This window comes from Dyadobacter sp. UC 10, assembly GCF_008369915.1.
Taxonomy (GTDB): Bacteria; Bacteroidota; Bacteroidia; order Cytophagales; family Spirosomataceae; genus Dyadobacter.
Genome location: NZ_VSRN01000001.1, coordinates 4,332,192 through 4,357,941, shown reverse-complemented (window position 1 = coordinate 4,357,941; position 25,750 = coordinate 4,332,192). Strand labels below are relative to the sequence as shown.

At 48.3% G+C, this 25,750-nt stretch carries 17 protein-coding genes; 7 read left to right on the top strand and 10 right to left on the bottom strand.

Annotation, left to right across the window (positions count from 1 at the left end; all coding sequences use genetic code 11):
• Positions 1-301 precede the first annotated feature (301 nt).
• The 3 genes from FXO21_RS18135 to FXO21_RS18125 all read right to left on the bottom strand — a co-directional run bounded on the left by FXO21_RS18135 (position 302) and on the right by FXO21_RS18125 (position 2,999).
• Entirely contained in the window at positions 302-1,360 is a 1,059-nt protein-coding gene (locus FXO21_RS18135; protein WP_149641409.1) for an NAD(P)-dependent alcohol dehydrogenase, read from the bottom strand.
• 164 nt (positions 1,361-1,524) lie between these two features.
• Positions 1,525-2,574, bottom strand: a complete 1,050-nt coding sequence (locus FXO21_RS18130) for a carboxymuconolactone decarboxylase family protein (RefSeq protein WP_149641408.1) — start codon at positions 2,572-2,574, stop codon at positions 1,525-1,527.
• Between the two features lie 11 nt (positions 2,575-2,585).
• The gene (locus FXO21_RS18125) at positions 2,586-2,999 is read right to left on the bottom strand and encodes a (R)-mandelonitrile lyase (protein ID WP_149641407.1); all 414 of its coding nucleotides are present in this window, start codon (positions 2,997-2,999) and stop codon (positions 2,586-2,588) included.
• Between the two features lie 301 nt (positions 3,000-3,300).
• On the opposite strand from FXO21_RS18125, the gene FXO21_RS18120 reads away from it, so the two are divergent.
• Both FXO21_RS18120 and FXO21_RS18115 read left to right on the top strand, forming a co-directional pair.
• Positions 3,301-7,152, top strand: coding sequence for a choice-of-anchor Q domain-containing protein (locus FXO21_RS18120; protein ID WP_149641406.1), 3,852 nt, complete (start codon positions 3,301-3,303; stop codon positions 7,150-7,152).
• A 161-nt stretch (positions 7,153-7,313) separates the two neighbouring features.
• Complete coding sequence (locus FXO21_RS18115; protein WP_149641405.1) at positions 7,314-9,716, top strand: ABC transporter permease; 2,403 nt, start codon at positions 7,314-7,316, stop codon at positions 9,714-9,716.
• Between the two features lie 23 nt (positions 9,717-9,739).
• Here the strand turns inward: FXO21_RS18115 and FXO21_RS18110 are convergent, their stop codons facing one another.
• On the bottom strand, positions 9,740-11,035 hold the full coding sequence (locus FXO21_RS18110; RefSeq protein WP_149641404.1) for an OmpA family protein: 1,296 nt from the start codon (positions 11,033-11,035) through the stop codon (positions 9,740-9,742).
• Positions 11,036-11,372: 337 nt separating this feature from the next.
• Here FXO21_RS18110 and map point away from each other — a divergent pair, with 337 nt between their 5' ends.
• On the top strand, positions 11,373-12,137 hold the full coding sequence (map, locus tag FXO21_RS18105) for a type I methionyl aminopeptidase (protein WP_149641403.1): 765 nt from the start codon (positions 11,373-11,375) through the stop codon (positions 12,135-12,137).
• 18 nt (positions 12,138-12,155) lie between these two features.
• Here the strand turns inward: map and FXO21_RS18100 are convergent, their stop codons facing one another.
• The 3 genes from FXO21_RS18100 to FXO21_RS18090 form a co-directional block, all read right to left on the bottom strand.
• Positions 12,156-13,070, bottom strand: coding sequence for an NmrA family NAD(P)-binding protein (locus FXO21_RS18100; protein ID WP_149641402.1), 915 nt, complete (start codon positions 13,068-13,070; stop codon positions 12,156-12,158).
• A gap of 128 nt (positions 13,071-13,198) precedes the next feature.
• Positions 13,199-14,023, bottom strand: a complete 825-nt coding sequence (locus FXO21_RS18095; RefSeq protein ID WP_149641401.1) for a ferritin-like domain-containing protein — start codon at positions 14,021-14,023, stop codon at positions 13,199-13,201.
• A 27-nt stretch (positions 14,024-14,050) separates the two neighbouring features.
• Complete coding sequence (locus tag FXO21_RS18090) at positions 14,051-14,746, bottom strand: ferritin-like domain-containing protein (protein ID WP_149641400.1); 696 nt, start codon at positions 14,744-14,746, stop codon at positions 14,051-14,053.
• A gap of 325 nt (positions 14,747-15,071) precedes the next feature.
• Here FXO21_RS18090 and FXO21_RS18085 point away from each other — a divergent pair, with 325 nt between their 5' ends.
• Positions 15,072-15,434 (top strand): hypothetical protein, encoded by a 363-nt coding sequence (locus FXO21_RS18085; RefSeq protein ID WP_149641399.1) that lies wholly within the window; start codon positions 15,072-15,074, stop codon positions 15,432-15,434.
• 67 nt (positions 15,435-15,501) lie between these two features.
• Here FXO21_RS18085 and FXO21_RS18080 read toward each other — a convergent pair whose 3' ends face one another.
• The 3 genes from FXO21_RS18080 to FXO21_RS18070 form a co-directional block, all read right to left on the bottom strand.
• A complete protein-coding gene (locus FXO21_RS18080) occupies positions 15,502-16,269 on the bottom strand; it encodes a LytR/AlgR family response regulator transcription factor (RefSeq protein WP_149641398.1) in 768 nt (255 codons plus the stop codon).
• A gap of 28 nt (positions 16,270-16,297) precedes the next feature.
• Positions 16,298-17,323 carry a sensor histidine kinase gene (locus FXO21_RS18075; protein WP_149641397.1) on the bottom strand — a complete coding sequence of 342 codons (1,026 nt, stop codon included), beginning with the start codon at positions 17,321-17,323 and terminating at the stop codon, positions 16,298-16,300.
• A gap of 69 nt (positions 17,324-17,392) precedes the next feature.
• Positions 17,393-19,774 carry a TonB-dependent receptor gene (locus FXO21_RS18070; RefSeq protein ID WP_149641396.1) on the bottom strand — a complete coding sequence of 794 codons (2,382 nt, stop codon included), beginning with the start codon at positions 19,772-19,774 and terminating at the stop codon, positions 17,393-17,395.
• A 308-nt stretch (positions 19,775-20,082) separates the two neighbouring features.
• On the opposite strand from FXO21_RS18070, the gene FXO21_RS18065 reads away from it, so the two are divergent.
• The 3 genes from FXO21_RS18065 to FXO21_RS18055 all read left to right on the top strand — a co-directional run bounded on the left by FXO21_RS18065 (position 20,083) and on the right by FXO21_RS18055 (position 25,747).
• On the top strand, positions 20,083-20,823 hold the full coding sequence (locus FXO21_RS18065; protein ID WP_149641395.1) for a hypothetical protein: 741 nt from the start codon (positions 20,083-20,085) through the stop codon (positions 20,821-20,823).
• Positions 20,824-21,134: 311 nt separating this feature from the next.
• The gene (locus FXO21_RS18060) at positions 21,135-24,293 is read left to right on the top strand and encodes a TonB-dependent receptor (protein ID WP_149641394.1); all 3,159 of its coding nucleotides are present in this window, start codon (positions 21,135-21,137) and stop codon (positions 24,291-24,293) included.
• Between the two features lie 113 nt (positions 24,294-24,406).
• The gene (locus FXO21_RS18055) at positions 24,407-25,747 is read left to right on the top strand and encodes an alkaline phosphatase family protein (protein WP_149641393.1); all 1,341 of its coding nucleotides are present in this window, start codon (positions 24,407-24,409) and stop codon (positions 25,745-25,747) included.
• Positions 25,748-25,750 lie beyond the last annotated feature (3 nt).

Sequence of the window (25,750 nt, the reverse complement as noted above, 5' to 3'; positions counted from 1 at the left end):
ATGTTGGAATAAGCTCCGTAACGTCAAATAATACCGTCATAAATCCCTTTATGTCGTTTTCATTTTTAGCATGATCTCCATGAATGCAAGCCACTCGGCTTTTTTACACCATTTACCAGCGGGTTAACAGGCGCGGTTTCAAATGGCGTGCTTAGCTTTTTCCCAGGTTGTATCCAGCAGCTTTCTCGACCGTTGCAGGCGCTACGGCAATGGCGTTCAGATTGCAAGTTGTCTTAAATCGTACCAGTTAATGGTGATCTCAGGCTGCGCGATGGGCCTGCCTGAGACCACTTTTTTATCATTACTTCGCGATAGAAGCCAGATTAATGACGAAACGGTATTTCACGTCGCCTTTGATCATCCGTTCGTAGGCTTCGTTGATCTCCTGAATATCGATCATTTCAATGTCTGCGACAATATTATGTTCGCCGCAGAAATCCAGCATTTCCTGCGTTTCGGCAATGCCGCCGATCATCGACCCGGCAAAGCTTTTACGACCCATAATCAGGCTGAAAGCTGCAACCGGCAGCGGATTTTCAGGTGCTCCAACAAGCGCCAGCGAACCATCCACGCGGAGCAAACTCAGGTATGCGTCGATATCATGCTCGGCCGAGACGGCGTCAAGAATGAAGTTGAGCTTGCCCCGGTAAGCAGCCATTTGCTCCCCGTCTTTCGACAATACCACTTCATCTGCACCAAGTCGCTTAGCCTCCGAGAATTTCGATTCGGAAGTAGTGAATGCAACCACGTGCGCGCCCATTGCTTTGGCGATTTTGATCCCCATGTGGCCCAAACCACCAATCCCGACAACCCCAACCTTGTGCCCCGGCCCCACTTTCCAGTGTCGTAATGGCGAGTATGTAGTAATTCCTGCACATAATAAAGGTGCTGTCGCCGCCAGATCCAGGTTTTCAGGAATGCGGAGGACGTAATTTTCATCGACCACCACGCTTTCGGAATAACCACCGAAAGTGGGCGTGTCCAGGTATTTGTCCGGCGAATTGTAAGTGCCCGTCATACCCGGTTCGCAATACTGTTCCAAACCTTCCTGGCAATACTGGCACTCGCGACAGGAGTCCACCATACAACCCACGCCCACGATATCGCCCACTTTGAACTTGCTCACATGATCGCCGACTCGGATGATTTCCCCAACAATTTCATGCCCCGGAACGCAGGGATAAATCGTACCGCCCCATTCGCTTCTGGCAGTATGAATATCCGAGTGGCAAACACCGCAGTATCGGATTTTAATTTGTACGTCGTGCGCAGTCGGAACCCTGCGGCTGATATCCATTGCGTTTATAGGCGCCTCGGCTGCTGTTGTGCCGTATGCTTTGATGTTTGTTGTTTCTGTCATGATAAAAAATACTTGTGGTTAAATCTGTTTTACATCCATTTGCAATCATAGCCGGATCATCCGGCAACTTCTTCCGGGAATTTCCCATGTTCAGGATCATTCTTCCGAAGAAGCTCACCGCCCTGTGCGCAGGCAAAAATGTCCTTTTTTTTGTTCATGCTGTCTTATTTCAATTTTTTGAAAATTTCCAGCATGGTCACTGAATCCAGCGAATTCATATCTATCAGCTTCAATGCCTTTACCATTTTCAAAGTTGTCGTTTTGTAATGCTGGAAATGCGGGGTCTTTAAATGCGACTGGTAAGCGGCACTATCGGCATAAATCTCCACGATCCGGATCTGATTGGGCTGCTCTTTGATAAACATTGGAAAAATGGCCACCACACCCTGCTCTTTTTCGACCGAAGCTGCCGCTTCTTCCTTCAAAATGGCATTGTACTCCGTCAGAAACTCCGGCACGATCTCGATTTCCGAAATCCGCACCATCATATCCTTTTCAATGACAGGAGTCAGAGGTTTTGAAATGACCGTTTTCAACGTATTCCCCTGCGTTTTGCTGACATACTTTTCAATCAGGTCAGCAATTTCCGCGAGTTGGTTTTCGGTAATGCCCGTATTCATTCCCATTTTCACGTGAGCCTGTAATTGCGAGGTAACGCCCGGCATGGCAGCCAATGCAGAAATGGTCACGATCTCGCGCTGCCGGAAGGTGAGCACTTCGCTTTCGAAAATGTCGGCAAACAAATGTTCCTTCAAAAAAGCATCAATCCTTGGCGCAAATTCGCCGAAGCCGGGAGCCGGTTTTGTCTGTGCTGTTTTCGTCAAATTTTCCAGCACTTTCCGCCCCTGCTCGTACTTATCAGCGGTTTTTTTACTTGTTGCTGCCGCTTTCCCCTGCTTGTCATTCTTTCCACCCGCTTTCCGCTCTTCAACCACGTTCATTAATGTATGGATCGCATTTAAACTCCTTGGAAACCCACAGTAGGCATAAAGCTGGACAAGGATTTCCTTGGTTTCTTCAACGCTTAATCCGGCGTCCAAACCAGCACTGAGCTGCGTTGACAGGCCTTCCATATCGCCTTCGGCGGTTATTGCGGCGATGATGGAGATGCTTTGTTCTTGCGGGGTCAGGGTTTGGGATGTCTTATTTTGCGCCATCATACGCTTGGCGGTAATAACCAGGATGAGAAATAGGATGATTTTGTATTTGCGCATGCTGATCGTTTTTATTGTTTGTTAACTACCGCATATTCCTCCTCTGTAACCGGTTGCAGCCAAACTACATTTTGCTCCCCTTCATAATTGGTAACCGCGATATGCACCATTTTGATCCTGGCTGAGGCTCCGTGCCAGTGCTCTGTGTTTTCGGAGATGTTAATGACGTCGCCTCTTTTGATGGGCCGGGCTGGTTTGCCTTTTTCCTGGTAAAATCCGGAACCCTCGGTTACGATCAAAACTTGTCCTCGCGGATGCGTGTGCCAATTAGTGCGGGCGCCTGGCTCGAAAGTCACGCTGCCCATTGCAAAATCGTTGTTTTTATCTTTCGATATCAGCGGCGTCAGGAAGGCGTTTCCGACAAAATAACTTTCTGGCAGTGGATTCCCCTTTGGAAAGAGCGGGGTATCAGGCAGTTGTATCATGGTTGCTGGATTTTTAGTTTTTGAATAAGCCGCGATCGAAAGCATAGCGCCAGGTAGCAGCAGGATGTAAGTTATTGATTAATTGAAGCATATCATTGTTCTACGATATCGACGGCGCCTGACTCCATTATTTCCGCAGACTCACATTTACACAAAAATCCGTTAACACTTTGGAAAATAATGGGTTAGATTATCCGCATTACCTGTACCTTCTGTCAGTATAAGGCATTATTCCAAGGCTTTGTTGGTCATAGTTGTTCGAAACACCTTTTCCATCTTCTCCTCTTAATCAACGTTAACAATGAACAGACAAAATTTTACCCTCACTATCCTATGCATTGTATTACCCCTCCTCACTGTCACGCGCTCTGCGGCTCAGATAAATGCAGGATCAACTAAAAACCAAAAGCTCCAAAGCCTGATAAAGCGTGGTGAAATCAGCATGGAGACTATGAATAAATGGGTTGAAAAACCGGGGGCTAGACATACTATTGCTGCCTCAAACCAGCCCGGCACCCATTCAAAGCTCGCTGCCTTCACCGGCCCTACCCGGCAGGCAAAACCCCCGCGGGCAATGCAGCGAAACAGGACCAGGCCTGATACAGTCGCTAAAACCTGGCTAAAAAAAGCCATTCTTGCAACAGGAAAAAGAACTCCGGCAGCGCGGCCACATTCGTCTACCGCCCGGAAATCCGCTACAACGGCCGTACCCCCAACCTTATATGTCAATTATCTTGCGGAAGGAACAGGGGAAGGTGATACCTGGGGAAATGCATTCACAGAACTGTCAGATGCACTTGCATATGCAAAAAACAATGCCGGAGTTGAACAGATCTGGGTAGCGAACGGAATTTACCATCCGCTTTATGATCACAATTATACGGATGAGGGACCCGATCCACGCGACAAAGCTTTCATCATGCTGCCGGATGTAAAAATATATGGAGGGTTCGCAGGAAATGAAACATCGGTCAATGAACGTGATCTGAACATGTCTGCCGGGTCAGAACTTGGAATCGGAGGGGATATTGTAACCATTCTGAGCGGCGATTTTAACGACGATGACTTCTCTGACAACAACACGAATGAGAATGCTTACCATGTTGTTATCTCCGCCGGTAACCTGGGGAGTGCAAGCCTCGACGGATTTGTAATTGTCGGCGGAAACGCCAATAGCCCCACTTCAATTACGGTTAATGAAGAAGAGATCTTCGGAAATTCCGGCGGCGGTATAGCAGCTTTCAATTCGTCGCCTTCTCTGAGCAATTTGCTTATCAGTTACAATGCCGCCGGGCTTGGCAGTGCTTTCTACGGTTTTGAATCGGATTTTGTGATGACCAATGCATTGATCGGCATCAACTATGCGCTGGGACGCGGCACCGTGTATGCCGACAATTCTTCCCCTGTAATTACCAATGCGACCATCACATCAAATACTGCAGATGGTACCTGCGCCGGGGTGGTTTTGACGGGGGCCGGTACCGCGGCGGCAATCAGAAACTCCATTATCTACGGCAATTACGCTGCTGATATAACGGAGGTATCTTTCGAGGAGGGCGCAAATGCGTCATTTGCATACAGCATCGTTGCAGGAAGTGGCGGAAGCAGTGCCTGGAATGCCGGTTTCGGAACTGATGGAGGAAATAATCTGGATACAGACCCCTTATTCCATTACGGTTTTCCCGGTTTGCGGCCTGGCAGCCCCGCAGTGAATACGGGTAATAATCTATATTTTCAGGCAGGACAGTCTCCCGAGTTGTCAGCGCTCACCACCGACCAGAGAGGGACAGTAAGAATCACAGGAGACGCAGTCGACATCGGCGCCCTGGAAAGTCTGTATGGAAATCTGAGCTCAGTCCTTACTCCGAACAGTGACGGGGTATTATTTGTTAAAAAAGGCGGCGCCGGTTCAGGGAATGGAGATAGCTGGGACAATGCCGCACCCGAGGTGGCCGACGCACTTTTTGCCGGTCAATTCAAACCCGAAATTTTTGAAATATGGGTCGCCGGAGGAACATATCTTCCACTTTACCGGCCCGATAACTTATCCAACGCCGATCCGAAAGATCAGGCTAACACGTTTCTGATGGTGGACGGGATAAGCCTATACGGCGGTTTCGCAGGGACGGAAACCACCCGCGAGGAACGGAATCCCGGCCTTACCGCCAATGCGAGTATTTTGAGTGGGGACTTTGAAGAAAACGACAATTTCAATTTCACTGAAATACTTGATAATGAAGATTTTGATCCAGGGTATGAGGACAATGCCAACCGCCTGATCACGATGGTCGCCTTGCAGGATTTCGGCGTGGCGTTAAATGGGTTTAAGATAGAAGGTGCGCAAAATTTGTTCGGCAACCCGGAAGAAACAATCCTTGTCAGCGAAACGGAAGTACCCGCCGGTTTCGGCGCCGGGATTTTGGTCATGGATTCCGATGCATTGATTGAAAACGTTGTTTTGAGGAAAAACATCGGAATTCTGGGCGGTGGCATGATGGCGTTTAATGCTTACGTGACCATCACGAATTCCCTTATCTATCACAATATTGATGCCGGCGCCGGAAGCGGAATAGCTATTTTCGGGTCCTTTTATCCTTCCGTCTTCCTGAACACCACTATCACACAAAACCTGTCCTTATCAAGTGGCCCCGCAGTAGGTATGATCGCATCAGAAACCTGGATCGCTAACAGTATTGTTTACGACAATATAATAACAGAAGATTCATCACCCGAAGGCGAGATTTCACCTCTGTCCAACTTTATGGCCCTGGGTTCGATTGCATTTTTTTCAAATAGCATCGTCGGAGGCAGCGGGGGCAGTTACGACTGGAAACTTCACGATTACGAAAATGGATCAGATATCCATGACGGAGGGCGAAATCTCGATGAAGATCCCGGATTCAGCGACATCGGGAATGAAGATTTCTCACTTACGTTATGCAGCCCGGCAATTGATGCAGGCGACGCCGATTACTACCTACCCGGCACACTCCCTGTAAAAGACCTGGCCGGAAACAACAGGATATTCAACGGCAGTATGGACATGGGCGCTTTGGAATTTCAGGGTGTGCGGCCGGCAGATGTAACTGCACTGGCCGCAGACGGAAATACAAGCTCATACCTTTTTGACAACAGTTACCCCCACACTTTTAGCACGGACGGAGCGGTATGTGACTCAGATCTGTTAACATTGATACCGACCAGTCTGACCGGCACCGTAAACGCCAGGGTGTGGGTTGATACCCAGGTACAAACATTCAATGATGCCGTGTATCTGCAAAGACACTTTGACATTGTTCCGGAGGACGATGCGGAATCAGCGACAGGTCGCGTGGTCCTGTATTTCACCCAGGAAGAATTTACCGCATTGAACATGCAGCTTACTTCTTCGGCCTATTTGCCGACCGGCGACCCGGATGGGGAAGAAGACCGAAAGGGTAACCTGAGGATCTACCAGTTTCACGGACCAAGTGAAGATGAAAGCGGAAACCCTTCATCTTATGGCGGTTCGCGCAGGGTGATTGATCCGGATGACAATGATATCCAATGGAATACCGGCCAGAACCGATGGGAAGTAACTTTTGACGTTGATGGTTTTAGCGGTTTTTTTGCCGGTACTGCCACTCAGAATCCGTTGCCAGTTCGCCTGATCAGTTTTGAAGGCAAGCATACCGACGATCAGAAAGTGCGGCTGGACTGGAAAGTGACCGAACAGGAAAATATTGGTACATACCAGGTAGAATACAGCGAGAATGGAAAATCATTTAACAAGATCGGCCACGTTATGGCAAATACACTGGCCAGTACCGATTACAGCTTTACAGATTCCCATACCCGTTTTGGTCACCGCGCTTATTATCGTTTGAAAGTGTTGGAGTTAGATGGAAAAACGGCATACAGCAAAATCGTCTCGGTTAAATTGCCTGAAATAAACGGAATGATAGCATACCCTATCCCTGCTAAAAACGAGCTATGGATCGATTGGCAAAAGACCAATGCAGCGTCTGTGGATTTCGTTGATTTGACCGGCCGGATAATTAAGACCGTCAAAAAATCAGCAAACTCCCAGAAGATAGACATATCAGGATTTTCCCCGGGCGTATTTTTACTAAAAGCAGAAGGGAATAATGTATTGAAAGTAATTAAAAACTAGCTTGCCGGCGCGTTTTGACAGCTTTTCACTTCCGCCACCGGATTGTAAGCAACAGCTTCATTAATTATTTGCCGGGAAAATTAATCTGAGTACTGAGTAGAATAAAAGCGTTTTTGTTTATATAAAATAAAACTACATATATAAACAAAAACGCTATAAAAATGCTCGCACATTACCTAACCCTTTCCTTCCGGCGAATGTGGCGGCAACGCCAGGTTAATATGATCCGGGTGTCAAGTCTCGCTCTTGGACTTGCCAGTGGTCTTGTCATTTTTCTGGTGGTCAACTATATGTTCAGCTTCGACCGGCACCATCCGAATATGGGCCGGTCTTTCTGGGTGGTGACCGACATTAAAAGAGAAACCACCATGCAAACGGATGCGGCTCCCCGCCCACTGGCAGAAGAGCTGCGCAGGAAGTATCCGTTTGTAAAAAGTGCGACGAGGCTCGAAACCGTCTTCGGACGCACGATCAGCGTGCCGGACGGAAAAAAGGGCTGGGTCAAAAAATTTAATGAAGCACGGAATGTCTGCTTTGCCGAACCACAGTATTTCAATCATTTTTTGGTCGAATGGATTTCCGGCAATCCCAAAACCGCCCTGTCTGAGCCTAACACGATTGTGATCAGCGAACGCTATGCACGCAAATATTTCGACGGCGCCGATCCGATCGGTCGCACGTTGCGATTAGACAACCGTGTGGATCTTACGGTGACGGGCATGATCAAAAACCCGCCTGCCAACACCCAGCTGCGTTTCGATGCATTGATATCGTACACTACCATACCAGGCATGGAACAGAGCGGCGCAACGGCCGACTGGGAAGGCCTGCAAACGATGTGTTTTGTATTGTTGCGCGATGGAGCAAGCCCGCAGCAGTTGCATGAGGCCCTGGACGCGATCCGTAAAAACAGCCTGCCTGCTGAAAAAGCAGCGCAATACGACTATCATATGTTGCCGCTGGAAGACCTCAACCATGAACGCAGCGGCATGGCGCCACGGCCAGTCTTGTACGCCCTGACGGCCATCGGGTTACTGCTGGTTTTGGCTGCGTGCATCAACTATATCAATCTGGCAACCGCCCAGGCTTTGCAAAGAGCAAGGGAGGTGGGCGTGCGTAAAGCTGTCGGAAGCAATCAATTCCAGCTGATCAGGCAATTTATGCTCGAAACAGCGATACTGACGTGCATCGCCATTATCATATCCCTGATGCTGACCCAACTGGCTATGCCGCTGGTCAATCGGACGCTGGCTACGCAAGTGGATATGCTCCACCCCGCCATATCCATCCTCGATCTGCTGCAGCCAAAAGCGCTGGTATGGTTTCTTGCTTTGATTGCCAGCGTCATCATACTGGCCGGCCTGTATCCTGCGTGGGTGCTGTCCGGATTTAATCCGACAAAAGCATTGACGGGGCAACTCACTACCAAGACAGTCGGCGGATTTACCATCCGAAGGACATTGATTACCGCGCAATTCACTTTGTCACAACTTTTTTTGATCATCGTGCTCGTCATCACGGCGCAACTCCGCCACATGCAGAAAGTAGATTGGGGTTTCAGGCATGATCGGATGCTTACGGTCTGGCTTTCACCTCCCAACCCTGTACCTTATGATCAGTTGCGTCAGAGCTGGTTGCAGTTACCCGGCGTCGAAAACGTCACATTTGGCAGCGATCCGCCCGCCTCACCCTACAACCGCCCAACTCCGTTCAGCTATCACATTGCCTCCAAGCCTGAACCTTTTGAAACGCGTCTGCGGGCGGCCGATGAACATTATATTCCCTCATTTGGACTGTCCCTGGCAGCAGGGCGCAATTTTCGTTCAACCGATACCACTGCGCAGGAAGTACTGGTCAACGAAGCGCTGGTGCGACAACTGGGCGTTTCGCCGGTAAGTGCTGTTGTGGGTAAAAGAATGCGAATCAAGGACGCTGACCGTATCATTGTCGGCGTGGTAAAAGATTTCAGAAGCGGCGATCTGCATCAGTCGATCCAGCCCGTTACCATCGTCCACGACCTCGGACATACGACTATGGCTGTACTCACATTGTCGCCGACTCCTCCTGAAACGACACTAAAAGCCATCGAGCAGGTTTGGGATGAAGTCCTGCCGGACCGCGTTTACAAAGCCGACCATCTGGATGATTTGCTGGGATCTTTTTTTGATATGGAGCGGCTGCTGGCAGGATTTGTCCAGGTGTTCGCATGCATTGCAATGGCTATGAGCTGCATTGGACTTTACGGATTGGTAACATTTATGGCCGAAGGCCGCGCCAAAGAAATTGGCGTGAGGCGTGTACTGGGCGCACGCACGCAACAATTACTATGGATTTTTGGCAGAGAGTTTGGCCGCCTGATCCTGATCGGCTCCCTGATTGCCGCGCCACTGGGATGGTGGCTCACCGGCAGCTGGCTGCAGCAGTATGCCCACCGCATCTCAACGGGCGTCTGGCTAATTGCGGCCACATTAGGCTTGACCCTGCTGATCACCGCATTGACCGTACTGGGACATGCTATGAAAGCAGCGGTTGCGGATCCGGTGAAATATCTCAGGGCACAGTAAGAAATTTTGCATAGAAAGGCGCATTACATTTTAATGAACTCTACCCGCCGGTTGCCAGCCTTACCCACCTGGGTTTCGTTGGTATCAACGGGCTGAGTCTCGCCCTTTCCGTCAGTTTCAAGCCGGGCACCGTCGATGTTAAAGTGTATAATCATTGCCTCTTTCACGGCAGCGGCCCGGCGTTTCGAGAGATCGATATTGCTGGCGTCGTCGCCATCCGCGTCAGTATGCCCGACAATCTGCACCTTCATCGATGCATTCTCCTGCAGTACGCGCGTAATTTCTTTCAAAGTACCATAGGACTGTGGCAGGATCTTATCGCTGTTTACGTCAAACAAAATTCCGTGCGTGGTAAACCTGCCTTCGGTCACCAACTTGTTACGGGTATCGGCAGCTCCGACTGCCAGGACTATATTACTTATGAAAAATGCACCGCCTTTTTGGTTAAAATCGGGATTGATTGCAGCAAATGCCAGAGTATTTAAGGGTGCTGCGCCGTCAAGTGCTCGGGGAAGGTCCAGGATTTTGGTACTATCCAGATAAACACGCACGCGCTGTTTTTGTCGCCAGATGGAAACACGCGTGCTATTCTTTTCCGTCCTGAATTCCGGCACCCCGTACTTGCTTTGCCTGCCGATCAGATTGGACGAATAAATTAGCTGGCCTTTGTCCGAACCGGTTGGCTGAAACGAAATCTTAAAGCTGGGCGCTTGCATGCGGTCGGACTCGCCCCACTCAAATACCTGGTCCGCATTACTGGTCTGCATCAGGCTGATCATCAGTTCGCCGATGTTCGAAACCTGCTTATTCGCAAGCAGGTCAAGTTGAAGCGTAAAGTTCTCAGGAAGGTCAGCCGTCAGGTTTTCAGGATAAAAGATCCCATTTTGATTCATGCGTAGCCATTTTCCGGCGCGACCTTCAACAGTAACCAGCTCGGCGCCCGAGCGGGTATTCCAGTTTGCAGGGAAATCTCCGACTTCATCCTTGGAGAAATCTTCGTGGGCGATGATTTTTTCACCGGGGATAAAGTCAAAGCGTGAATAGGATGTAATATCTCCGGCAGCAGCGTTTTTATCGCCGGCATTGGGGACCGCATCCGATTCCGCGTTATTAGCCGGCTCTTCATTCTGCCTGTTCTCTACTGAGCTGTCAGGCTTAGTTGCGCTCTCTTTCTCCTTTTTTTCGAGGGCCTTATCAATTGAACGGTCGACCTGGTCAACTACTTTTTGCTCGACCCTGTTTTTGATCCGGTCCAGCAGCTGGGCCGGGCAGCAGATCGATATTGCACTGAAAATAATAACCAACAAAAAATTTTTCATACTGAGTTAAAATAAACATTTGCGTCCCGACCAGTAAGTGAAACTTGTCGCGGCTCGTTTTCAATAACAGGTTCGGGTCAAAAATACACCCGCGAACAATAGCAAACTATCCCTGAAATCAGCCATTTTGTAACCGCCTAACTATCAGATTATCTTGCCGCACAATTCGGATCTTTTTTACACTGCAGTGCGTCCTTCCCGCTGCGGTCAGTGCATTTCTTTGCGTTCGAAAGAAATGAAACCCTATTTTTACAAAATCAAATATCAGTAACAGCTGCGCGGCAGCCAGGGATACTTTGAAGTCAGAAAATCAGCGGTTCCATATTACAATACCATTATGTCCATTTCAGCAGAATCCGATTTAACCGGAATGCAAAATGCCAGTGAGGCGGTAGCCTGTACTTTGAAGAAGATGACAGCCTATGCGCAGCCTGGCATGACAACCAAAGAGCTTGATGAATATGGCGCCGAAATACTGGCCGGATTCGGGGCAAAATCAGCCCCGCACTCGACCTATGGCTTTCCCGGCTGGACTTGCATCAGCGTGAATAATGAATTTTGTCACGGGGTACCTTCCGACAAACGGAAATTGAAAGAAGGCGATCTCATCAATATAGACGTTTCGGCAGAGCTGAATGGATTTTGGGCTGACAACGGCGGATCATTTGTTCTTGGAAAAGACATTTATCAACATGAAAAGCTGATCAATGCCTCCAAAGAGATTTTGTTGAAAACGATCAACAGCATAAGAGGTGGCGTCAAAATAGCTGATATAGGCCATTTAATGGAAACAGAGGCCAGAAAACGGGGCTTCAAAGTGATCAGAAACCTGGCAGGGCACGGCATTGGCAGGGCGCTTCACGAACAGCCGAACGAGTTACTGAACTTTAAAAACAGTTCTGACCAGAGACGGTTCAGGAAAAATTCGGTCGTCGCAATCGAAACCTTCATTTCGACAACATCGTCTTATGCAGCCCAGCTGAGCGATGGCTGGACGATGGTGGGAGAAAAAGGCGGATTTATGGCACAGCATGAACACACCATTGTGGTGACGGACAAAGCCCCTCTTATCCTGACCAAAATGAACGGGATCTTCAAATAGCGATACCGGCAAAGCTGTCTAGCTCTTTGTTAGCACTTCATGCACACGCGTATATTTGATTTGCGGATAACGGTCGTTGTCGAGCGGGTGGAGTTTGGGAAGTCCGCTAAGCATATCATGCAGGTATTGCATGCCCTGCCAGGCGGGAAATACTTCTTTCTTTTGTGGAAATAAGGTACGCGCAATTTTGATCATCGCGGCCAGCAGTCCAAGTCCTCCGATCCGAAATATTCCAAACTTTTTCCCTTTCGCCAGACTTGCCGCTTTCGCCAGGTCGCGGACGGTCGCTACTTCTCCTGCCACCCGCAGGTAACGGGGCGTTTGCAGGTCCATGGCAGCGGCTGCGGTAAATTGGGCTGTGTCTTCAATGGTCGTAAAATCCATCGGCTGATAGGAGCTGCCCCAATAAATCACCTTTTTCAGGCCGAACTGTACAAGCGGTGCCTGGCCGGTGAGCAGATCGGCGAACATACCATTCAGTATTGATGTGGCCTGTATATTTTCCTGATCCAGTATCTCACTAAAGTCCCGACGCAGGTCCAGGTTTCGGTTTGTTCCCGGTTTCAGTTTGGTGTAATCGATGCAGTAGTCGGAAGGAATAAACCTTTTTACCCCTGCCTCCACAGCCGCTTTGACGAGCCTTACCTGCAAGTCCACAATCACTTCACGCAATCCCGAGAGCGCCGAAACCACACAAGCCGCACCGGAAAGTGCTGCAACCAGCTCACTGCGGTCATTGAAGTCGACCATGATGACCTCCGCGCCGCTTTTCATGAGTATATCAATATTCCGGTTCGTGCTTCCATTTCTGATCAAAGCCCTCACTTTTGCCCCTTTTTCAGTTAAATAGTGTGTAATTCTTGTTCCTAAATGCCCGCTTGCCCCGACAACTATGATCAGGCTACTTCCAGCTTTATCCAAATCTTGATACATAGGTATTTCGCACTGATGAGTTTGTATGTATAACACAGCTATAATTATCGTTCACTATTGATACCACAAAACAGGCTGCCTTTGCAGACAGCCTGTTTTCTTCACTTTTCACTCCGCACAATCTTCTATTACATTTTAATAAAAGGAGTCGCGATATCCAGCGTTTCCTGTTTTGTCAGTATTTCGTCAAAAGCCTCCGTTGCCGCTTTGAATCTGGTTGAGTCTCCGTCAGGGATGCCAGCCAGGTCAAGATCCAGCAGGTTCAAACCACCCTGAACAATCGTAGCTTCGCTATTCGATCCCTTGTAAACCGGAGCAGGGGAACCTTCATCCAAAGTGATCCACGACTTGATCGATTTGCTGTTACGGATCTTGGCCAGTATTTTCCTCGAAATAGAAGCATGGCGAGCCTCTACCGAATGCACCTGCAATGCGTATTCAAGGATTTGCGGATCATTGATCAGCGTACCGGCCTGACCTTTGTAAGCGCGGACACCAGTATCTTCAAATGCGTGTGAAAGGAATACGAACGTATCGAAATTGGTGAATGCAGCGTAAGTGCCGCCCACGGTGAAATCAAATGTAGGTTTTGCTGCAAACGGGTCTATTTTCAGTGCGCTTTCCAGGAATTTCACGTGTGCAAGTTCATGTTTTTCAATTTGTTCGAAAACAGGCTTGTACATATCAGGGATCAGGCCGGAAGCATCGTTACCAAGCTGGTAAAATTCGTTTTCCAGGTATTCCAGGGTAAGCGCGAATTTTAGTACTTCAACAGCGTCAGCCGACTGTGCATAAGCTTTGTTGATCGCACCTGCAAGGATGACTGGCGTAGCGGCAGCAGCTACTTTCGAACTGATCTTGTTTAAAAAGAAACGGCGGGAAGTGTAGCCAATACGGTCTACTGCGTCGCCATCAAATTTTTCGAATTGGTCAAGTATATTAAATAGGTTCATTTTGATCCGATGTTTTGATGTTATTGATTATGATGGCAAGCCGCTTCCGCTGATCTTATTTACAACGAATGGCTGAACAGCAGGCAGAATAACGCCTGGCTTTACAGCTTTGTCGAAACCTGTGACAGGATCGACCACATCGTCGCCAGAAAAGTCCATCGAATTGGGTTTGATCAGGTCGCGGATAGCCGCAGCGTGGCGGGCTTCCACCGAAACGATCTTGCCGGCAATCAGCAGGTAATTAACATCTTCAATCAGGTTTCCGGCGCCGTTGTAAGCCTGTACACCTGTGTCTTCGAATAATTTGGCAGCACCCAGTACGCTGTCACGGCTCGAAAAGTCGATCCCTCCGAAGTTAGGCGTAAGTCCTTTGATCGCCGCCGCACCCAATGCAGCCTTGAAAAACTGACGGTGAACGATCTCGTGGTACATAATATCAGTAAGGATCGTTTTTTCTTCTTCCGACATTCCTGTGTAGGGAGTCTTCATTACCTGAATGTAGAAGGCAGCTTCCAGTTGTTCCAATGCATATGCATAGTTCAGGATACCGATATCGCCCATACCAAGGTCGACTACCTCTTCCCCGGGAACATTATGATCGTCCAAAGTACATCCCATTACGAAGGCACCTGTTGCAGCAGCGACTCCCGCTGATCTCAGAAAATAGCGCCGATTAACCTTTTCAAGCATAGGGCCAGCATTTTTTAGTAAGTTGTTTTCCATTACGGCAAATCCGGTTTTGTTGAGAGAAAATTCTTTTACAACACTTACGGATCGGCTCCCACAAAAGATCAAAAGGATTTGTAACTTTCTTAGAGCTTATAGGAGTAAAAATTTTGTATTAAAACAAAACACAGAATTTTATACTAAAATCATCGATTTCATAGCATTATACCAATAGCCGGTTTTAGTCGACAGACGGAAATTATCCCGAATATTTCCGCCCCAAAATATTGCCCGCCGTAAACCATTTCGCATTCATTTTTTTCTAATTTTGAAACAATCAGTTCATTGCTACTAAACATTCACTAATTCAATCTGTTAGACTATGAAAATGAAATACCTTTTAATGATCATGCTGGCGGCGAGCGTTGCATTTGTAGCAGCCCGCAACGCAGCCGAAAATCTGGCCGGTACCTGGAAGTACACCGTTTCGAATGTACCTCCGGAGTACGAAACCGGGACGATGACTTTTGAAGAAAAAGACAATAAAATGGTCGGTTATCTGGGTGACACCGATCGCGCAGAAATGAAAGAACTTACCGTTGCCGATGATAAGGTTACTTTCAAACTGGATTTTCAGGGTGGGTTGCTGACCTTTAATCTGGTACAAAAAGGCGATTCCCTGAAAGGTATGGTCGTTTCAAATGACGGCGAATTCCCTATTGCTGCTGTAAAGGCTGCGAAATAAATACTAAAAACAAAAAAAGCCTCCGCCATTGGCTGATTTGGCGGAGGCTTTCACATGATATAACGATCTAACTTTCAAGCCAGGCTTTGAAGGCAGGAGCCTTTTCCCGGCTCACGATTACTTCCTGGGGCGTCTGCGGCCGGAGCTCAATTTTCAGTTTCCCATTGAAATAAGTGTGGATCTTATGGATCGCGTCGATCCGCGCAATAAACTGCCTGTTCAGCCTGAAAAAGTTCAGCGGGTCAACCAGCGCTTCCAGCTCTTCCAACTTGTAATCCACCAGATATTGCCGCCCGTCGCCGCCTACGAGGCATGACATTTCATTTGCAGTATAAAAATAAGCGACCAGTTCCTGATTGATCGGAATTAGCTGCTCACCGTTTTTCACCAAAAACCGCGTTTTGTAGGGTTTCCTGCTAATATCCAGACTATCCAGAAGCGTTTCAACTTTTCTTGCGTAAGCTCTGGGTGAAAAATCTTCGCGGATCACTTCATATTTACGGATCGCCTCCGCCAGCTCGGGCGCTTTGATCGGTTTCAATAAATAGTCAATACTCTTGACGCGAAAAGCTTTGATCGCATATTCGTCGTAAGAAGTAGTAAAAACGATCGGGCTGTGGGCGGGGTATTCTTCGAAGATCTGGAAGCTCAGGCCGTCGGAAAGCTGGATGTCAGAAAAGATCAGGTCCACCGCCTCTCCTTTCTCAAACCATTTCAATGCCGACTCGACACTGTCGAGCACCGCGGCGACTTCGATCTTAGGGTCAAGTTTGCGGATCAGTTTTTCCAGTCGCTCGGCAGCGGGGTATTCATCTTCAATGATTAAAATTTTCATAGCTAATACACAAATGCGTCCGGCATTATTATACCAATTGTCCCAGTAGCGGGATTTTCACTGTAAAAAGGTCTTTTTGTCTGGTAACCTCCACCTGCTTGTCACTCAGCAAACTGTACCGGTTCATGATGTTCTGTAATCCTACGCGCGTTGATTTTTCCAGGATTGTTTTTTCAAGGATGTTGTTTTCCACCACCAGATAATCTTCGTCTTCGTCGCTGATCGTGATTCTCAGAGGATTTTCACGCGAGGCTACATTATGCTTGATCGCATTCTCGATGAGCATTTGCAGGCTCAGCGGGGTCACGTGTTGTTTTAATGTGTTATCAGAAAGCCGTTTGTTCACCTGCAGATTTTCCCGGAAACGGATTTTGTTCAAATACACATAAGCATCCACGAAGGCGATTTCCTCCTCCACTGTCACCGTATTTTTATTGCGGCTCACCAGCACATACCGGTACACGTCCGAAAGACGCTCGAGGTAATCCTGCGCATCGGTATTTTCATCGTCGATCAACGCGGCGAGGGTATTCATGCTATTGAACAAAAAATGCGGATCGAGCTGATTTTTAAGCACTTCCAGCTGCGATTGCACGCCTTCCCGCATCAGCGATTCGGTTTTGCGCACGTTCATTTTCCAGGATTCGAAAAAATAAACGGCTTCATAAATCAGGAAAACGATGACAGTAGGCACAATGCTGATCCGGAAAGTGATCATAAATGCATCGTGGTGAAAATACGGCTTGCAGATCGTTTCATTTAAAAACACACTGATAACCAACACATAAAGCAGCCCCAGCCCCGATTCGTACAATACCCGACGGGTCGTCTGGCTGTGATCCGGGAAAGCGCGCCACATGCGTATGATAATAGCCCGGTTACCTTCCCAAAGCACGAAAGTGATTAATGTAGAAAACAGCACACTCATCCCAAAGGCCGGGCTCAGTTTCAGGAATTCCTCGAAGCTGATCATCGCCGGGATCAGTATCCCTGCCAGCGGGATGCCGATCATGCGCATCTTTCGATCATTTGGTGTGTAGGCTGGTTCGTTCATTGATGGTTTCAGGAAATATACGCAGCGTGTTTCAGTGCATTAAATTACCAGTTTGCGCCGACTTCGGCATCAAAACGTGTAGCGGAAATAGGGAACGGGAAAGAACCCCTGCTGATACTGGTTCGCGAGCCGGTTAGTCCGCGGGTTATAGGTTTGCTGGAAGATATTTTTATTGGCCGATACATTTTGCAGATCCAGCGATGCTTCAATGGTGCTTTTCTTCATTTCTTTCCGGTAAGAAAACCGCAGGTCTGTTCTGAAATAGGGATTTTGTTTGACAGAAAACGCCTGTCGCTCATCATAAACCGCCTCTTTCCGTACTTGCGACGCGGCCAGGTTCAAAGGAGTAAAGTACTTTCCGCCTACCAGTGTGCTCCGGAGATTAAACCCTAGTACGTGATCCTTTTTTTGCCCCATTCTGATCTCTTTGCCTGCCAGCAGGTTTACCACATATCGCGTATTAAAAGCAGTATTACGTTCGATGCCGTCGCTTCCTTTGTATTTGGAATCAAAAACGGAACTTGTCAGCAGAAAGTAGTAACCCCGGTCGAAATACCTTTCCAGCGTCAATTCAATACCCATATTCCTGCCCGAGCCTTCGTTGACCAGACTATCCCGCTCAGCCGGCCCGAAAGATGCACCGGTATTCAGCGTGGAAAACGTGGAGCGCCGCATTTCGACGGGCACGTTGTTTAATACCTGATAATAGGGTTCAATTTTGAGCATCAGTCGTTCTGTGAGCCTGTTTTCATAGCTCATTACAAAATGGTGACTTTTGGTAAAATCCAGATTGCGGTTAGTCTGCACTGCTCCGCTTTCGCCCGGGGTTTCTATAAAATAACTGTACAGGCTCTGTGTCTGGCTGTTTAGTCCATACCCTACACTCAGGGATTGTCCGTTTCCAAATCCATATTGCAGGCCCGCGCGCGGTTCCAGGGCTGCGCTGTTGTTCAGACTGAAATGCTGGAAATGCAGGCCCGTCGTGAGCAGGAACTTCGGCGAAAACCGGTAGCGCCATTGTGCATAAGCCTGTGTCAGCGTGGTTTTTTCCCCATTCACATTCACCCGCACACTATCCAGCTTGCCTCCGTTGTGAATGGATTTATTGAAGAGGTCAAAGCCGAGCAAGTCCACGGTTACCCCCCCGTACAAACTGCTTTTCGCATTCATTTTATGCCGCAGGTTCAGTACTGCCGAGTATTTGGCGGTATTGTATTTCGATTCACCGCTGGGAAATGCCTCTCGTGTTGCAATGCTGATCGAATCCCCGCTGAATTTTTCCCTCGTAGTACTCATTCCGAGTGTCAACCGGGCAAAGGTTTTTGCGGAGATATTGTAGTCGTAAGCCAGTCCCGCAATATTGGTTTTATAGGTCACGCGGGTGTTGGTATTCTCGGTTCCGTATAAATTAGTAAGTGTGGTATCCACTTCACTTCCCAGAAAGTCGACCTTACTGCCGCCCAGTATCCCGAAAAGTGACAATTTACCTTTTTGTCCGGTGGGTACGGTTACTTTAAAATTGAGATCCTGATAATCCGGCACCGCACTGCCCGTGCCAAACTGAATACCCAATGCTTTGAAAACGCCGAGCGTGGAGTAGCGGTAATTAATTAAAAAAGAAGCTTTTGATTTTTTGGAAAAAGGCCCCTCCGCCCCTGCTTCAAAACCATTGAAACCAATTTGCCCCAAAAATTCATATTGCTGATTGTTACCCTCCCGCATCCGCAGGTCAAATACCGAAGACAATGCATTTCCATATTGGGAAGGAAACGCGCTGGTCAGGAAATCGGATTTGCTCAGTACATTATTATTCAGCATACTGATCGGCCCGCCGGTAGCCATGAAAGAACCGAAATGACTCGGGTTAGGAATATTCAAACCTTCAAGTTGCCAGAGCATGCCGGTCGGCGAATTACCTCTTACCACAATATCATTCCGCGAATCGTCGCCCGACACCACGCCCGCGAAATTGGCCGCCATTCTCGAAGGATCTCCCAGCGAGCCTGCGTAGCGTTTTGTGTCTTCCACATTAAATGACCGGCCGCTCACAAGCGTGAGTTCATTGTTGGTTTTACTTTTATCCGCGGCGCGATCGGCGGTTACTACGATTTCATTCAGCGCCTGGATATTTTCGGTCATCGTCACATTCACGATCACCTCCTTACCCGAAGTCACGACCAGATTGGGTAGCCGCTGCTCTTCATAACCTACCATCGTTATGCGAAACGATTGACGGCCTAGCGGAATGCCGGTAATCCGAAACTCCCCGTTTACATCCGTAGTCGTCCCCACCGGACTGGCCCCGTCGGCTTGCAGCAGCAAAACGGAAGCGCCGATCACCGGTGCATTGGAAACTTCATCGCGGACCATGCCGCGAATCGTTTGGGTACCCTGCTGCGCGAAGACCGTACCCGAAAGAAAAATTGTCATGGCTAATAGTAATGCTCTCATGTCTGCTGTTTTTAAATGAATAGCAAGACAAAACTTGTCAACACCGAAGTAAAGCAAAACCGCTTCCGGGGCGAACCGTCGAATTGCCAAGCCGAAGCGAATTAATCCTGCGCTGAGTTGTAGGAGATAAATGGAAGATCATTTCGTAGTAACTACACGCCGAAAACTGCTAATCTGCGGCGAGATTAGTCTTCCCTGCCGAAGAATAATCACAATAACCACGTGCTCATTCCAAACCGCTTAATCCTTACACAAAAACTTTTTTTGTAGTCAGTACAAAATGTTGTTTTACTATAAAAATTAAAAAAATGAATCTCTTACAAAAGTTACCCATTAGTCTCGGACTGGCCTGTTTGATGATGCTCAGTAGCTGTTCAGAAGATGCTTTGCAAACAGCCGATCCGCTTGAAGGACAAAAAAGCTCGTCTTTGAGGGAGGGACAGGAAGGTGGAGGAATTGTGGTTCTACCCAGCTTCCCGACCACTAATGGGCCCACTGGCAACAATGTTTATGCAACCCGCTGGGAACGGGATATTCTGACCAGCCCGGATGATTTACAAATGCTGCCCACCGGGTCTTCAAGCTTTACACATCTCTGGGGCAACAGCAATTACCCCTGGACTAAACCGCTTCCAGCTATTGCGGGTGCAACCAATCCTGCTTCCATTGCAACGGTTACTACGAATTCAAACACCTGGTCGCCAAATGGAAAACGATCGGCCGTGAAAACGAAATTGCGGTATTTGAAACCGGGCAAAAAGTATGCAATTACTTTCCGGGTTGCGACAACCCAGTTCAATGGCCATCTGCTTCCGTTCGCAGCAGCATATGCCAAACAGGTGTATCTGGTCCGGTCCTATTCCACCGGCGCAGTAGCCGAGTACATTGATATGACCGGCAAGCAGGCGGTGTGGGTTGATAAAACAATTACATTTATTGCAGAAGAATCAGAAATGACACTTTCCTTCTCAGCTATCAATGCGAATGCGGGTGAATACTCGTACGCCCACATTTTTGTTGACAAGAATGCTATTCAGGAGGTTAACTGAAAACATCACTTCCCTTTCTCTCAGGAGCTGCTCATTCCAGGGCAGCTCTTTTTTTGTTTGGTAAAATAAAAGACACATTCAGTCACCGCAGACTGCGATACATTAACCATTGCGTAACCGGTAGTTAATATTCGCATAATAAAGCCCATCTACTTTTGCAGCGTCAAAAACAAGGCAACACAATCGGCCAGCAACTCTCCTGAACCAACTTTTGATACTCAAAACTCAATTGCACTCCGGCTTAACCTGTGCCAGGCGAAGTGTGCTCAATTGTCCCGACAGCAACCACTAAATTTAATTACAAACAAAAGATGAATCGATCAATTACAAGACGTATTGCGTTGTTTTTCATGCTCTTTTGCGCCGGCCTTACGGGTTTTGCGCAGGGCAATGAGGCAACCATTATCGGAAAAGTAACGGAAGTGCAGGCAGGGCCGATCCCCGGCGCGACCGTTCTGGTCAGAAACGAATCTACCGGTTTTCAGGCTGGTACAGTTACCGATATCAATGGGGACTACATTATCAAGCAATTGCCGCTTGGTTCGCCATACTCCATTACGGTTTCTTTTATTGGTTTTGGAGAACAAAAGAAAACGGGCTACGCACTAAATCAGGGCGACCAGCTGAGGCTGAATTTTGAAATGGAAAGCAGCGCAACTGAATTGCAGGCTGTGGATATCAAAGCCAATTCGCTAAAAAATACAGTGGTAAGCCTCGGCGCATCCACTGCAATTACGGCAAAAGATATTACCAAACTGCCGGTAAACGGACGGAATTTCACCTCACTAATAGAGCTTTCTCCATTGAGCAATGGCAACAGCCTTGGCGGCCAGCTGGGGTCCTCTACCAACTATACAATCGATGGTATGACCTCGCGCAGCACCATTGCGGGTGGTGAAACCGGAGGTACCTACGCCATCTCCATGGAGGCAATCCGCGAGTTCAAGGTGGTTACCAATGAATATGATGTTACACTCGGCCGCGCGGGTGGTGGAACGATCAGTACGGTGACCAAATCGGGTACAAACCAGCTGACCGGTAGCGTATTTAACTTCATGCGTGCAGACTGGCTTTCAAGCGGTTACGATTTGAGAGGAAATAAAAGAACGCAGGACTTTTCTACAAATCAGTTTGGTATGTCACTGGGCGGTGCATTGAAAAAAGACAAAGCACACTTCTTCGTAGCCTGGGACCATCAGGCCGACTCCCGTCCCCTTTTTATCGCTAACCTGCAATCAGAAGCGGACGTAGCTGCTAACAAGGTAACGCAGGAAACGCTGGACAACTTCCTTGACATAGCAAGATCAAAATACGGTGTTTCCAACAATCCGCAGTTTGGTGCATTTGGCAAGAAAAAAGGTACTGACGCGATTTTCGCAAGAATTGACTGGCAGTTGAATTCCAAGAACCTGCTGACGCTCCGCAATAACCTGATCAAGGAAAACGACAAGCTGTCGGAAGGTGACAACACGGGCATTAATGCATACGAATCTTATATCGACCGTGAGCGGTTCAACAATAGCATCATGGCATCGCTACGTACCATCGTGAGCCCAAAAATCACGAACGAACTGAAAGTGCAGCATTTCTATCAATATGAAGCGGTAATCCCAAGCTCGGAGCTTCCTTCCGCCGGTATTCCACGTGCGATTGTAGAAAACGTCAACTCAACTTCGGGCACAAACAACTACATTAACTCGATCCAGATCGGTGGTCAGCGTTTTTCTCCCGAATGGTTCAGAGGACAGGTGTACCAAGCGGTCAACAACCTTTATTACAATACGGGTAAAATCAATTTCACTTTCGGTATCGACGTGATGTTCAACCGTATGAAGTCAGTTTACGGCAGCGAAATGAACGGACGTTTCTATTTCACCGGTCTTGATAATTTCAACAACCTGACGCCTTACCGTTACGCCCGTGAAATCAACTTGCTGGCCGATCCGAGCTCAATCGTGAACTCGCTCGCAACAGGTCTTTATGCACAAATGGATACCAAGCTGGCCCGTGGTCTGGATATGATGGCAGGTTTGCGTTTGGACAACACACAATACCTGAACAAAGCGAATTTCAGCCAGGTCGTATTTGATGAGTTGGACCTGCGTACCGATAATAAGATCAATACAACGCAATTACAGCCACGGGTACAGTTTACGTGGGATGTAAATGAGCAAAGCAAAGACATTATCCGTTTCGGTGCGGGTATCTTCGGCTCGCAGCTGAACCCGTATTCGATGATCAACAACATGTTATTCGACGGAACGAAAGTAGCAGCCGTTGAGATCCAGGGTGCATTGGTTCCGAAACCTAACTTCCCGGGTTACCGCGAAGATCCTTCGACCGCGCCAGGTGCCGATTTGTTCAATACGCCGGGTATCGAGCGTCTGATCACGATCAACATGAACAATGCCGACGCAAAAATCCCGGTTCTTTACAAAACGAACTTCTCGTATAACCACTTTTTCAGCGACCGGCTGCGTATCGGTGTGAGCGGTTATGCTTCATGGGCGCGCAACAACTATATGTATGTGGACCGCAACATGGTAGAAGATCCCTATTTCCGCATTGCAGCAGAAGCCAACCGTGGCGTATACGTGCCGGCCGACAAAATCGCTACAAAAAATGGTGCTACCAACTGGCTGGACAGCCGCAAGACTACGAAAGTAGGCCGTGTCCTGGAACTCGTGAGCGAGGGTAAAAAGAACCAGTTTGCATTCGTAATTGATGGTACTTACCGTTATTTCAAAGATGGTCAGATCACGTTCTCGTATACCTGGAACGATTCAAAGGACAATACATCCTACAACGGTAACGTAGCAAACACTGCAACGCTCGATTTGATGGTCAATGACGATCCGCGCGATCTGAGCCGCATTACTTATGCGAACAACCATTTCCGCAACAAAGTAGTATTCTACGGAACTGCGCCAAGCATCTGGGGTGTGACACTCGGTTTGCGTTACTCCGGCATCGGCGGAACGCGCTACTCCATGGCCGTGAGCGGTAACATGAACGGTGACTTCGTTTCTTCAAACGACCTGCCCTACATTTATGACCCTAACAGCCCTGAAACGCCGCAAACCGTACGTGACGGTATCAATGCAATCCTCAACAATCCGGAAGCAGAACAAAGCATTAAGGATTATCTCTTGAGAGATATGGGTAAAATCGCTGAGCGTAACGGAGGTATCAATGGTTTCTACGGGGTGTTTGATTTGAGATTGGCGAAGAAATTCAATTTCTACAAAAATCATGGTTTGGAAGCATCAGTTGACATTTTCAACGTAGCTAACCTCCTGAACCAGGACTGGGGCGTAGGAACCAACCTGGGCAAGCAAAACCTTTACACCATCAGGTCATTCGACGCGACAGCCAAAAGATACGGATACGGCATGAGCAACGGAATCGGTGTTTCCAACCTGAATGGTAGCCCTTACCAGATCCAGATTGGCCTGCGGTATGCGTTTTAATTAAAGGAGGAAAGGGAGGATGGAGGAAAGGAGGATGGAAACAGGAAAAACCCTTCCACCTTCCTCCGTTTCTCCCTTCCTCCTTCCTCCCCAATTCAATCATTCAATCATTGATGAAAAAACTCCTTTACATCTTAGGCATTGCCATTTCGCTGAATGCAACTGCCCAGGACTCCCATGTCGTTTTGATCAGCATCGACGGGCTTCGTCCTGAATTTTATAAAGACCCGAACTGGTCGATGGTGAACCTGCGGCAGGGAATGGCGACCGGCGCTTATTCCGACGGCGTAACGGGCGTTTTCCCTACTGTCACCTACCCTTCCCACACTACGATCATTACAGGCGTAAAGCCCCTCAAACACGGTGTGCATTATAATACCCCGCCGGAGCCGCTGGAAGTGACCGGGAAGTGGCTTTGGGAATATAGTACGATTAAAGTACCGACCATTTTCAGTGTGGCAAAGGATAAAGGTTTAAAAACGGCTTCCGTTTTCTGGCCGGTTTCAGTGGGCAGCCCGGCTACTTATAATATTCCGGAGTATTGGTATTTGCCCGAAACAAAGGGTGGCAAGCGGAATATGACCAAAGCTTTGTCCGAGCATTCTTCGCCGAAAGGGTTGTATGAAGAAATACAGCAAAACGCTACCGGCAAGCTGGAAGAGATTGATTTCGATGGAGACTACCTGAGCATCGACGATAATATGTCAAGGATCAGCAGCTACCTCATCCGGCAGTACAAGCCTTCCTTCCTGGCCGTGCATCTGGTGGCGGTCGATCACTTTGAACATGAAGAAGGCCGCGACGGAGATAAAGTGAGGGCGGCTCTTTCCAGTGTGGACCGTGGGATCAAAGCCATTATTGAAGCGACAGAAAAAGCGGGAATCCGTGAGAAGACGACCTTTATCATCACTGGCGACCATGGCTTCGTAGACATCCACACGGCGATCGCGCCGAATGTACTGCTGGCAAAAGCCGGCTTGTATGACCCAAATAACAAGGCAAACTGGAAGGCCTATTTCCACAGTTCGGGCGGCTCTGCATTTTTGCATTTGAAAGACAAAAACGACACGAAGACGCTTGAAAAAGTAAAACAGCTGCTCAAAGAACTGCCTGTTGGTCAAAAGCATCTTTTTGCCGTGAAAGACCGCGCCGCACTGGACGAGGTCGGTGCCGATCCCAACGCAGCACTGGCGCTGGCGCCTGTCCAGGGTATTACAGTGAGCGGAGTCGCGACGGGCGATTTCACCCGCGCTTCCAGCGGTGGTACACACGGTTTTTTCCCTGATTTTAAAGAAATACAAACAGGTTTTGTTGCATTTGGGAAAGGTATCAAACAAGGCGCGGTGGTACCGGAAATGGGCTTGCAGGACATTGCCCCGCTGATCGCCAAATTGCTGAACCTCGATTTCCCTACTGCTGACGGGACCTTGTACCCGGGGTTATTGGCGAAGTAATTC